The organism is Bacillus silvicola, from assembly GCF_050524305.1.
GTDB classification, from domain to species: domain Bacteria; phylum Bacillota; class Bacilli; order Bacillales; family Bacillaceae_G; genus Bacillus_A; species Bacillus_A cereus_AT.
In genome coordinates this window covers 56,171-67,170 of sequence record NZ_JBNGVC010000010.1, presented here as the reverse complement: position 1 = coordinate 67,170, position 11,000 = coordinate 56,171, and the positions used below count along the sequence as shown (strand labels likewise).

Here is an 11,000-nt window from a genome sequence, read left to right as displayed (position 1 = left end):
TTATGTTGCTTATTTATAGAATACTTTTTCAACGTTATATTTTGCTTTATATTCATTAATGATATATGTTTCGTAAATTTCTCTTTCTGTTGGATCTTCTACGATACATGCATCGATGCGATATACTTCATCACGATGATTTTTAATTGGTGAAACATTGTCTTCAAAATGCTTTTTAATACGTTGTCTAATTTTACGAGCTTTACCTACGAAAAGAAGTTCGTCATTAATATTGTAAAACATAAAAATGCCGCCTTTATCTCTAGGGAACAAGTGGAAATCGATAAAACCGTTAATTGGAGTAATTATTGGCTCGTCTCCTTTAATAACTTGTTTACGTTCAGTAATTGAAACATCAGCTTCAGGGATATTAATTTTAATCAAGTTCATTCACGTCCTCTTTTATTATAAAGATAAATAATAGCATACATACGTAAGAAAAGCTATGTTCAGAGGCACATTTCATTTTAAAATTCAAATATTATAGGTATATCATGCAAACTCTTTTTCCAAATCATATGATCGTTTGATTCTCCCCAATAATCTTTTAGTACATAACTAGGTTTTCCAAACTTTTTCGTCCATATACTTTGCGCTTTTTTGTATCCACTATCTAAACAGTATTCTGTTATTCCTCTGCTAAGTAATGCAAGATACATTGTATTTAGTAGTAAACTCCCTATACCCTTTCTTTGATACTCTGGAAGTATAAATACAGTTCCTATTTCATACAAATCCTTAAGTACACCGCCTGTACAACTATTAATCAATGTACTTGCTGGACCGACTTCAATTGTTCCAATGATTTTATCGTTACTTATATCTATTGCTAATAAAAAGTAACGATTTTCTCCATTACTATCAAAATCATTTTTCAAATATTGCTTTTTCGAGTTAATTTCATTTTCTATGTCATCTAATAATTGTGATAACCCTTCGTTTTTATAAGTATTCGTAATAACTATACGAAAAAACAAATTTAGTTCATCAATATCATCCGAATTCGGCCTTCTAATTTCAACATTATACATGACTTAAATCTCCAATCTTTGAAAATATATTGGAAAGTATATTCTTTCAAAAAGATTTTATACAATTGTTAAGACCATACTTTATATACTCTATTCACAATTATTCTACACAGCTCTGCAAAGATCCAGCAATATAGAAAACTCAGTATAAATATTAACGTAATAACTTTTATATCCATAGTTGTATGAACCATAGGACCTAGTACTGGAAAATGAAAGATATCGAGAACGATTATAATCCCTATAAGTAGACATATCGCTGAAAAGGATACTATCCAAATCCTCCTCTTGAATCGTAAAAAGGATGCTCCTAACGCTATACCTAATAATCCTGTAGTAAAGGGAAAGACAATTAGTTCACTTGGCTGAATAATGAATAAGAGGAAAATAGTAAGAATATAAGAGAGTACTCCCTCACGAATAGAATAACAAATAGCGAGAAAAATCGGTAGCGTCGAGAAGGGACTAATAAATAACCCTATACCAGGGATTAAGTTCCCAGCAGATTGAAAAATGGTGGCAAGTGAACCCAATAAAGCAGTAATGACTAACCTACTTGCAGGAGTTATCTTTCTTTTTATAATAAAGTTCGTATCATGCGCTATCATCAATTGATACCAATAGCATCTAAAGCGATTCATCAAAATACCTCCTAAAGATACTTAATTCATCACTTTCTATCTTATTCATACACTTATTGTTTATGCGTTACCTTCTGCTAGTTATCAATTACTATACAATAGACATTTATACATAGAGGTTTTTTAGGGGGACGACAGGTCGTGCATTTTGAAGAAGAATGAATTCTTTATATTTTTAGACTTAGATTTTATACCGTATCAAGGAACAATTTCAAAAATAGTACCTTTGTTAAAATCAGATACTTTCATAGAACCATAAACGCCTAAATATAATCTAGTTTGATCCAAATTTGCTCCCAAACTAACATAATAAGCTGCTTGAGCACCAAAATCATAATTGGTTTCAATAACATGAAAGTCATTTTGTTTACCGTCTGTACCTGCCATAGTATAGGCTAAAACACCCTTAACTGGAGATTGAGATTCTTCTTTCTTGGCAAGGTCAGTAAACACCACGCTACCTGCTAAATTCGAAATTGCAGTCCCCATATATGGATGAACTCCTGTAAGTGAAGTTCCCCCGAACTTATCGGCCCTGAAATCTTTATGAAAATAACTAATTAGAGGCTGAATACGTTTCACTGATGTTTGTATTGTTTCATCATAATAAGCCATTGTTCTCTCATCCAAAGTTGGATTCTCAGAACAGTGTCTTATAAAAGAAGTGGGCAAAACGCCCTCCCATCCTCGCCAACCAAAGTTAATAAATCCTCCTTGATTAGGAGTAGAGCTCATTAAATACGTTTGAACAAGTTCGGTAACCGGTATTGGTTTATAATGAGTAAATGAAAAAATAGACTCTACAATATCCTGTCCGACATTCCCAGCATATTTTACATATTGATTATAAAATCTTTGAAATGAAATACCTGTTATATTACGAACTCCTTTCGCAATTACTGTAAGTATTTCTTGTATAGATAAAGGAAGTTCATTAAAACGTGTAACAACTGGAGGTTTATTTATAAATGTATTTTTACTGATATCGATTTCAATTATTTTACCTGCTATTTCTAAATCATCTTGGCTTAAATTAAATGGATCATAACCTGATCCGCCGTCTCCATTTGTAAAAACAAGTTTTCCAGTCTCCGGTGAAAAATTTAAACTATTGACTCCATTATGATTAAAAAATGGCCTTCTTATATTAAGTAATGTTCTTCGTTTTTGAGGTTGACCATGTGATTGTAAAATCCATTCCTCAACTGTATCGATATGATCATATTGAGTATCTCTCTTTACCCACTTTAAGTTTAAATTTTTAGGGTCGCAAGGATTCGGTTTAAATTGTTCAGAAAGCGCACCCGGTCCTTGAGTTCCAGCTACTGAATAATGAAGATAAAATAAACCGTTTTGATGAAATTGTGGATGAAACGCTAGTCCTAGCAATCCTCGCTCATCATAGCCACTACTAGAAACGCCTTCTTCAGATGTACCTAATTTGATAATTCGTTGACGAATATCTAAAAAGGTCTTTATTACTCCGTCTCCTATGTAAAAAATTTCTCCTAATTGAGTTGCTATAAATAGCCTTTCAGTCGATTCATTTGGAAGAATAGCTGTTTTTATTACAGTTGGTAAATTTAAGTTATGAACAATGGGTCGTAAACTAACTTTAACTTTTGTCAATTAACTTTAACCCCCTTTTTATTCTTTTTTAATAGAAGAATATGATGTGAGTTGTTCTATTAGTATCAAAACTATAGACATTTAATCGGAAATTCCTTTTCATACACGTCCGTTTTTGATAGATTCTATATAGATATATGTTGAGTTTAAAAATTATTACATTTCCCTTTTTACATCGATTAACTCAGATTCCTTTATATTACATTTTATTATATAATTATAAATATATAAATTAGGGGGGAAATCGATGACAATCTTACTACAAATCATCTTACCACTTATATGTGCAATATACTTATTTACCCTCTATAGTAATACGACTATAGGAAAAGCTGCATTTCTTTTGGCAGTCATTATTGGGATTTTCGGTTTAGAGAATATTTTTCAACATGCTAGTTTAACAGATCATGCTGTTTATCCATATTGGGGCAGTTTAAAAGCTGTAATCATTATTTTATCAGTGGTATTTCTATTTAAAAAAGGAGGACTAACAGGAAAATCCTAATTTGTAGCGCTGTACATATTTTCTTGTTAGACTGTTTTTATTTTATAAAGAACTGTTTATGTAAAACAAGAAGGGGTGTGTTACATATGTCCATAAATATTATCTCTATAGTATCTATAATAATATGGATTGTGCTGATTACAGAACTTATAAAACCTTCAGAAGAACAGAATGGGCGAAAAATAGTAACTTTATTATCTGGTGGTTCCGCATCAACACTTATTCTAACTGTTTCACTGATTCAAAATATCTCGTTTTGGAATTGATTGTGATATAACTAACCAAAAAATTATTTATAAATAAAAAAGATTAGGAGCGAATCCTAATCTTTTTTGTTATTCAATTGCACCAGCAACATCATAATCATTTAAATCTAATTCAATTGTTTGTCCGAGCGCTAGTTTAGCCAATTCTGCTCCTAAGTATGGACCAGCCGTTAAACCTGAAGCCCCTAATCCGTTCGCAACGAGAATACCTTCAAAGTTAGGTAGTGGTCCGATAACAGGTAAGAATCCTGGTGTAAATGGTCTGAATCCAACTCTCGTTTCAAGCATTGTACCATCTTCTAAACCAGGCGCCACCGCCAATGCTTTATGGAATACTTCATGTAAACCACCAGCAGTCACACGGTGATCAAAACCAGTATCATTTTCATGTGTTGCACCAATTACTACATGACCATTGTCAAATGTTAAAATATATTGATCATTTGGCGGCATAACAACTGGCATATTTTCTGTTGCTGTATTTTCCATTTGCAAATGAACAATTTGTCCTTTTTGGAACGTAACTAAGAAATTAATTCCTAATGGGTTCAAGATTTCGTTCGCCCATGCGCCTGCGGTTACCATTACCTTTTCCGCTACAAGTGTTTCTTCATTTACTTTAACTCCCGTAATATGATGCCCTTCACGGACTAATACTGCATCACCTTTTATGAAAGTTGCACCATGTTTTTTCGCAGCGCTTATTAATGCGTTGCGTAATAATCTTCCATTTACTCGTGCAGCACCACTAATATGAACAGAACTATATTCTTCCGATAATGCTGGGAATAATTTTTTCGTTTCTTCAGCTGATAAGCGAGTGATTTCACCAATCTCCGGTGCATCTTCACGGCGTTTATACGCTCGCTCTTCCATTTGATCTAGTTTTTTCTCATCAGTATGTAAACTAATTGCACCTACACGGTTGTAACCTGTATCCGTTTCACCGTCTTCTTCTAATTGCTGAATTAACGAAGAATAGTAACGCGCCCCGCCTTTAACGATTTTATACCATGCTTTATTACGACGTTGCGACAGCCATGGACAGACAATACCTGCTGCTGCGTCAGTTGCTTGACCTAACTCTTGACGATCTACAATAGTAACCTTCGCACCAGCCTTAGCAAGATGATAAGCAGTAGATGCTCCTAAAATTCCAGCTCCAACTACAATATACGATTTCATTCCAAACACCTTTTCTCTTTTGCTAATTATTTAAATATAAGAACATACTTCAGTATACTGAAAGGAATCCTTTTTTCAATGTGCAAAACGTAATTAATTGTTGCATCATTGTGACGTTCTTAATCGTTATTTTTTCTTCTTACGGAATAATTCAATTGTTTTATAGCCTTGTGAAAGGATTTCAATCATTTTCTCAAGACGTTTATCACGTGTTTTTTCTTGTTTCACAGAAAATAAATTACGAGCCCAATCTTTTTGATATCCGGGTGTTAAACTTTGATAAAACTTAAGTTCATTCGGATGATTAGCTAATAATGCTTCAACATCTTGAATACGATCTGCATAATCAGCAACACATTGACTCGCAGCAGGCGTTTTCTTTGCTTTTTTCTTCTCACGCTTTAAGCCTACAACAGTAAAGACGTCATCCATACTTACCATTCGTGCAAATTTAATATCGCTCTTTCCTACATAACCGTCGTCGCCAACATGTAATGCTGGAAACATCTCATCACGATGAATAAACGTACTGTAACGATCATTACCTTTTTTCGGATATGCGAAAAACACATAACCTTTTTCAATTAGTAACTCTTCATTATTAATAATATAATTCGTCTGCTTCACCATCTCATCAAGAGTTTCTACAAAAATAAAAATGGCATCGTGTTCTTTTGAAAATGCAGTTTCTTTCCCTGTAAAAATGTCATAATCACTCGGTTCGTTAATAACGACCATATTTGTATACTTATTTAATTTCAATTTATCAATTACTGACATAATAATCTTCCTTTGCTTCCAATATTCATTGCATATACTTTTTTATACTGTTCTAGTGTATTATATCTATTAAGAAAATCAAACTTTAAATCGTATCATTCTGCTTCAAAAGAACACAATATTCTACTTAAAGGAATAATTTTATGCCGTATTTAATCCGAGATGAAGGACTAGTTTTGCAAGGAGACAATGGAAAAGAACCCGTTTTTCATACGTATGAAGAGGCTGCAGAAACGCTAAAAACACTAACTATACCGCAGTTTCCAAAACATATTAGAAAAAAAACTTTTAAACCAAAAATTAAACAAATAGCCGATTCTGAATAAGAACCGGCTATTTGTTTATTCATAACTTAATAGCAAATAAAGTATATAAAAGCTCTTTATATTGATTTTCTGTAATTTCACGCTTCGTTTTTTGACCACAATTAATTTCAGTTATACTTGTATTTGTTAAAGAAATATGACCAAAATCTGTCAATTTTACTGCGATAGGTCCTTTGTTGAAAATAGATTTCTCATCTTCTATTACTCTTTTTTGAACATCGTTTACTACTGACTCATCAATAATACGAGTATAAAAAGCATGACAAACTGTCCACTCTCCTTTAGCATCTATTCTTTCTAGAACATAATTTCCTTTACTAGTCTCTTTTCGTCGCACTCGATACGAACCGTTTTTAGAAGAAACGGATTCACCAGTAAAAGGTACAAGAACGAGAGGTACTAATGAAGCAATACCTACATCAATTAAGTACAGTACGTTATCATAATTTAAAATAATTGTTATATGTCCATCCTCAAGTGCCCAAGCGTTTATATCATTTTTGTATACGGTACCTAATGCGAGTTGTACATCATAACCACTATCTTTTAAAAAATAATAAAAAAGAGTATTTAATTCATAACAAAGTCCGCCGCGGGATCTAGTTAAAATTTTCTCCTGTAAGTTTTCCATAGAAATTGTATTCGTATTACCTGCAATAACATCCAAATTCTCAAACGGTATAGTATGTGCAAATGCAAAAAGTATTGAACTTAGTTCTTCAAATTTTACTTCAGTACGTTTTTCAAGGTTCAATCTTGTAAACAGTTGATCTTGTAAACTTGTCATAATCAGCACCCCTTATTAGCTATAAGTTAAAATAGTATATGCTGATTGTAAGTTTGAAGGGATATTGTAACAATGTACATTTGCAGTTACTGTACCGGTACAAAATTTAAATTTGAAAAACATGTTTATATAAAGATACAAATAAGAGACACCATCACGGATGCCTCTTTCGAAATACATTTTATATCTTTATTTCAATGAGCTTAACTTTTCAAATGCTTGTTGCTCAGTTGCTAAGAAAAAAATATCATTACCTTTATTACATTCATAAATGAAGTCTTTTAAGCTTTTACTAGTGTACATAGAAAAATCCCCGACGATAGCAATTTTCACACTATAGTTTATAAACTTTTGAAGAATATCACCCGCAAGACGTGTTTTTAAGTCAAAGAAACTTTCACTTATTAAAGATTTATTGATAACAATCCGCTTCGAATCCACTTCATATTGAACTGTTGCCATAAGATCTAATGCAGATTGAACGTCGGATATTACTACCGTATCGTTTCTTATGACTGCAATATTTATTCCACTGACTACTACATTTTTTATTTCCATAGTCTCACTCCTCTATAATTTATAAAGCATATATTAAACATGCTTTGTAGATCTTCATTAACACACATAAATGATTTGCTCCTGGCTCAATATCCTCTCTATATTATCGTAAATAAATATTGTTTTAAAACTTCTCATACGGTCAATGAAATTAAGTGAAATCTATCTTTTTACTATTTTCGGAAATTTATCTCTCCGCAATAACTTAATAAATTATCGAAAGAAGTAATCTCGGCATATGGTTTTGTGTCGGTATTATTCTTAATCATATTAGGATTGAACCATATACCCTTTATATTTGCATTTTGGCAACCAGCAATATCCTTTTCTAAGTCATCTCCAACAAATAGTACATCTTCTGGTTGTACATTTAGCTTATTTAATGCTAATTCAAATATGCGTTTGTCAGGTTTACTAAATCCCGTTTCTTCAGAAATAATGATTGTATCAAAATAACGATTCAAATTCGTATTAATTATTTTAGCTTTTTGCCTCTGAGTTGAGCCATTTGTTATAATTCCAATTTTAATATGTGACTTTAGAGTATTTATGATATTAATAGTATTTTGGTTTATAGAAAAACATTTCGGGAAATTATTATTCCAAAAGTCTTGAATGTAATTAAGTGGTAATCTATATTTCGGTGGAAATTCATCAAATAATGATTCCAAAACCTTTACTTTATCGCTGTGGCCATAGCTTTTTTTATCATATCCCTTGAATTTCTGTAACATTTCGTTTTTTCTCCTGATCAATTAAATGCTCAATTACTTCGAATGTATTTTAAGTTCCTTCCTCTTCATTACAATGTAGCCATTCGCCAGATAAACTAGATAAAAAAACTCCAAAGTTTGTGGCACGCGCTCTAGAATTCCAGTAGCTTCTTTTATATTGAAATTCATTTCCTTTTCTCCTCTTGGTAAAGAAGTAAAAGTATATTTTCATACGATTTAAGAAATCACACCCGATTTACATTATTATACATTAGTTTTTCTTAAATATTAATCGTTCATCTTATTGAACGTGGAGCTAACACAGTAACCGTCCTGTGAAGTCTCCTAATTCATCTCCACATAAACTCCAGATAGTAAGGCTATAATGACTATCAGAGGTGATATTATGAGGAACTATCATATTCTCGTGGTAGAGGACGATCAAGAAATTCAGGAATTAATTAAACAATTTTTAATGACACAACAGTATACAGTTGTAGTTGCATCAGATGGATTAGAGGGTATGACACAATTTAATAAGCAATCCTTTGATTTAATTCTTCTAGATGTAATGATGCCCAATCTTAATGGATTTGAAGTTTCCAAGATGATTCGAAGCCAGTCAAATGTACCAATTATTATGCTAACTGCGTTAGAAGAAGAAGAAGATCAAATGAAAGGGTTTGATCTTGGAATCGATGATTATATAACAAAACCCTTTTCGTTTCATGTTTTGATTAGACGAGTCGAAGCCGTACTGAGAAGAAGTTATGATAAAAATGTAAATAATCATTTGGTTTTTAAAGAAGTGCGTGTCGATGTTGATGCATATAAAGTATATGTAAATGAAGTTGAAATTTTATTAACGACAAAAGAGTTTGAAATTCTACAACTACTATTTCAAAACGAGAGAAAAGTACTCACAAGAGAAAATATCGTAGAAAAAGTTTGGGGATACGATTATTTTGGCGAAACGCGAATAATTGATACACATATTAAAAACCTACGTAAAAAGTTAGCTATCCCTTATATTAAAACAATAAAGGGTATTGGTTATAAAATTGATGAATAGTATTGTGAAAATCATGAAGATGAAGCAAATTACTTATAAACTCTTTATGACTACCTCTCTCATTTTGTTATCCTTTGCAGTATTGATTTATTTAACTTTATACTTCTTTCTCCCTACGTTTTATGAGCAATACAAAACAGATCAACTTCAAACAGGGATAAAAGAAATCATTGATAAGTCTAAAGATCTTACGTTTCAAGATGCGATACCACTTTTTGATGAATATGCCAAAAAAAATAATGCGATGCTTTATCTTCAAAATAATGAGGGAATAATTAAATACTCTCCTTCATTTTCTTTTACTCAAAGTGGTTCGCAAACAACAGTAGTTACTAGAGCGACACGGTTCGAGAATGCAGGTACCCTTAGCAATTCATATAACGTTACGCAACCAATTCAATTCCAAGATGGTAGTTTAACGCTTATAGTCTTTGCTACATTTCAACCGATTGATGAAGCTTCACAGGTTTTAGTACGCTTTCTCCCCTATATTAGTATCATTGTACTCGTAATTGGTGTAGGGAGTGCTTATTTCTATTCCAGGTTTATTACAAAACCACTTATTTATATTAATGAGGGTGCACAAAAGATGGCAAATTTAGATTTCTCCGAAAAAATTGAGGTTCGCTCTACAGATGAGTTAGGAGAATTATCTAATAGTTTGAATGACATGTCTATTAACTTACAACAAGCTATGTTTGATTTAAAAAAAGCAAATCAACAATTAAAAAATGATATTGAAAAAGAAAGAGAAATAGAAACAAAACGCAGAGAGTTTTTTGCGATTGTAGCACATGAATTAAAGACCCCTCTTACTGTAATGAAAGGATACTTAGAAGGGATGATATACAATATTGGCCCTTATCAAAATCGTGATCAATATTTAAAGAAAAATCATCAAATTATTGAAAGTATGGAACAATTAGTTCGTGAAATTTTAAGCATGTCGAAATTAGAACAACACACCTTTAAACTAAAGGTAGAAAAAGTTAATCTTTCGAAGTTAATAGATACAATCACAAAAGATCTCGAATTTTTTGCTTCTCAAAAAAGCATCCAAATAATAAAAGAAATTGATTCTGGCCTTTCTGTTTATACAGATTGTGTTCTTTTTGAAAAAGCATGTAAAAATGTTATCCATAATGCGGTTATGTATTCACCACATAATGAAAAAGTCTATATAAAGTTAAGTGAGGATTCTGAACAAGGTCAAATCAAAATGCAAATTATGAATACAGGTGTCAATATTAAAGAAGAAGATATACAACAAATTTTCAAACCATTTTATCGAATTGAAAAATCAAGGAATCGAAATACTGGAGGAAGTGGTTTAGGTTTATATATTGTTAAACAAATTTTCGAAACGCTAGATATAAAATATTCTATAAAAAATATGGAACATAGTGTACAATTTTGCATGAACATTCCATTATCTAAACAAAAAACAAACAAACTCCCCTCTTAGTAGGACGAGTTTGTTTGTTTTTTGTAGTTTTAGTATTGATAT

Annotated in this window: 13 protein-coding genes and 1 pseudogene; 5 read left to right on the top strand and 9 right to left on the bottom strand. The window is 31.8% G+C overall.

Annotated elements, in window-relative coordinates; all coding sequences use genetic code 11:
• Positions 1-9 precede the first annotated feature (9 nt).
• From ACP6L7_RS11690 to ACP6L7_RS11675, 4 genes are all read right to left on the bottom strand, one after another.
• Positions 10-390 carry a nucleotide excision repair endonuclease gene (locus tag ACP6L7_RS11690; RefSeq protein ID WP_097829260.1) on the bottom strand — a complete coding sequence of 127 codons (381 nt, stop codon included), beginning with the start codon at positions 388-390 and terminating at the stop codon, positions 10-12.
• A gap of 77 nt (positions 391-467) precedes the next feature.
• Positions 468-1,031 (bottom strand): GNAT family N-acetyltransferase, encoded by a 564-nt coding sequence (locus tag ACP6L7_RS11685; RefSeq protein ID WP_097829259.1) that lies wholly within the window; start codon positions 1,029-1,031, stop codon positions 468-470.
• A 68-nt stretch (positions 1,032-1,099) separates the two neighbouring features.
• A complete protein-coding gene (locus ACP6L7_RS11680; protein ID WP_097829258.1) occupies positions 1,100-1,672 on the bottom strand; it encodes a YybS family protein in 573 nt (190 codons plus the stop codon).
• A 198-nt stretch (positions 1,673-1,870) separates the two neighbouring features.
• Complete coding sequence (locus ACP6L7_RS11675; protein ID WP_097829257.1) at positions 1,871-3,301, bottom strand: PQQ-dependent sugar dehydrogenase; 1,431 nt, start codon at positions 3,299-3,301, stop codon at positions 1,871-1,873.
• Between the two features lie 247 nt (positions 3,302-3,548).
• Here ACP6L7_RS11675 and ACP6L7_RS11670 point away from each other — a divergent pair, with 247 nt between their 5' ends.
• Both ACP6L7_RS11670 and ACP6L7_RS11665 read left to right on the top strand, forming a co-directional pair.
• On the top strand, positions 3,549-3,806 hold the full coding sequence (locus ACP6L7_RS11670) for a hypothetical protein (protein ID WP_097829256.1): 258 nt from the start codon (positions 3,549-3,551) through the stop codon (positions 3,804-3,806).
• A gap of 86 nt (positions 3,807-3,892) precedes the next feature.
• Complete coding sequence (locus ACP6L7_RS11665) at positions 3,893-4,072, top strand: hypothetical protein (RefSeq protein WP_097829255.1); 180 nt, start codon at positions 3,893-3,895, stop codon at positions 4,070-4,072.
• A gap of 69 nt (positions 4,073-4,141) precedes the next feature.
• On the opposite strand, the gene ACP6L7_RS11660 is transcribed toward ACP6L7_RS11665, so the two are convergent.
• Both ACP6L7_RS11660 and ACP6L7_RS11655 read right to left on the bottom strand, forming a co-directional pair.
• Positions 4,142-5,257, bottom strand: a complete 1,116-nt coding sequence (locus ACP6L7_RS11660; RefSeq protein ID WP_097829492.1) for an NAD(P)/FAD-dependent oxidoreductase — start codon at positions 5,255-5,257, stop codon at positions 4,142-4,144.
• 126 nt (positions 5,258-5,383) lie between these two features.
• Positions 5,384-6,037, bottom strand: coding sequence for a YdeI/OmpD-associated family protein (locus ACP6L7_RS11655; RefSeq protein WP_097829254.1), 654 nt, complete (start codon positions 6,035-6,037; stop codon positions 5,384-5,386).
• A gap of 143 nt (positions 6,038-6,180) precedes the next feature.
• Between ACP6L7_RS11655 and ACP6L7_RS11650 the strand changes: the two genes are divergently transcribed.
• Positions 6,181-6,363, top strand: coding sequence for a hypothetical protein (locus ACP6L7_RS11650; RefSeq protein ID WP_097829253.1), 183 nt, complete (start codon positions 6,181-6,183; stop codon positions 6,361-6,363).
• 19 nt (positions 6,364-6,382) lie between these two features.
• Here ACP6L7_RS11650 and ACP6L7_RS11645 read toward each other — a convergent pair whose 3' ends face one another.
• The 3 genes and pseudogenes from ACP6L7_RS11645 to ACP6L7_RS11635 form a co-directional block, all read right to left on the bottom strand.
• On the bottom strand, positions 6,383-7,150 hold the full coding sequence (locus ACP6L7_RS11645) for an arylamine N-acetyltransferase family protein (protein WP_430529237.1): 768 nt from the start codon (positions 7,148-7,150) through the stop codon (positions 6,383-6,385).
• A gap of 189 nt (positions 7,151-7,339) precedes the next feature.
• A complete protein-coding gene (locus tag ACP6L7_RS11640) occupies positions 7,340-7,708 on the bottom strand; it encodes a DUF4180 domain-containing protein (RefSeq protein ID WP_097829251.1) in 369 nt (122 codons plus the stop codon).
• Positions 7,709-7,881: 173 nt separating this feature from the next.
• Positions 7,882-8,451 (bottom strand): annotated as a pseudogene (locus ACP6L7_RS11635) (HAD family hydrolase); the annotation flags it as partial.
• Between the two features lie 376 nt (positions 8,452-8,827).
• Between ACP6L7_RS11635 and ACP6L7_RS11630 the strand changes: the two are divergent.
• Positions 8,828-9,493 carry a response regulator transcription factor gene (locus ACP6L7_RS11630; protein WP_016095431.1) on the top strand — a complete coding sequence of 222 codons (666 nt, stop codon included), beginning with the start codon at positions 8,828-8,830 and terminating at the stop codon, positions 9,491-9,493.
• A complete protein-coding gene (locus tag ACP6L7_RS11625; RefSeq protein ID WP_097829250.1) occupies positions 9,486-10,958 on the top strand; it encodes a sensor histidine kinase in 1,473 nt (490 codons plus the stop codon). The genes ACP6L7_RS11630 and ACP6L7_RS11625 overlap by 8 nt, the downstream gene beginning before the upstream one ends.
• The last annotated feature ends 42 nt before the right edge of the window (positions 10,959-11,000 follow it).

Bases quoted from the DNA above. Each gene is read 5' to 3' on its own strand.
- ACP6L7_RS11655 (WP_097829254.1), bottom strand. From the start codon at position 6,037: ATGTCAGTAATTGATAAATTGAAATTAAATAAGTATACAAATATGGTC.
- ACP6L7_RS11670 (WP_097829256.1), top strand. From the start codon at position 3,549: ATGACAATCTTACTACAAATCATCTTACCACTTATATGTGCAATATAC.
- ACP6L7_RS11680 (WP_097829258.1), bottom strand. From the start codon at position 1,672: ATGAATCGCTTTAGATGCTATTGGTATCAATTGATGATAGCGCATGAT.
- ACP6L7_RS11645 (WP_430529237.1), bottom strand. From the start codon at position 7,150: ATGACAAGTTTACAAGATCAACTGTTTACAAGATTGAACCTTGAAAAA.
- ACP6L7_RS11660 (WP_097829492.1), bottom strand. From the start codon at position 5,257: ATGAAATCGTATATTGTAGTTGGAGCTGGAATTTTAGGAGCATCTACT.
- ACP6L7_RS11640 (WP_097829251.1), bottom strand. From the start codon at position 7,708: ATGGAAATAAAAAATGTAGTAGTCAGTGGAATAAATATTGCAGTCATA.
- ACP6L7_RS11625 (WP_097829250.1), top strand. From the start codon at position 9,486: ATGAATAGTATTGTGAAAATCATGAAGATGAAGCAAATTACTTATAAA.
- ACP6L7_RS11630 (WP_016095431.1), top strand. From the start codon at position 8,828: ATGAGGAACTATCATATTCTCGTGGTAGAGGACGATCAAGAAATTCAG.
- ACP6L7_RS11690 (WP_097829260.1), bottom strand. From the start codon at position 390: ATGAACTTGATTAAAATTAATATCCCTGAAGCTGATGTTTCAATTACT.
- ACP6L7_RS11665 (WP_097829255.1), top strand. From the start codon at position 3,893: ATGTCCATAAATATTATCTCTATAGTATCTATAATAATATGGATTGTG.
- ACP6L7_RS11650 (WP_097829253.1), top strand. From the start codon at position 6,181: ATGCCGTATTTAATCCGAGATGAAGGACTAGTTTTGCAAGGAGACAAT.
- ACP6L7_RS11685 (WP_097829259.1), bottom strand. From the start codon at position 1,031: ATGTATAATGTTGAAATTAGAAGGCCGAATTCGGATGATATTGATGAA.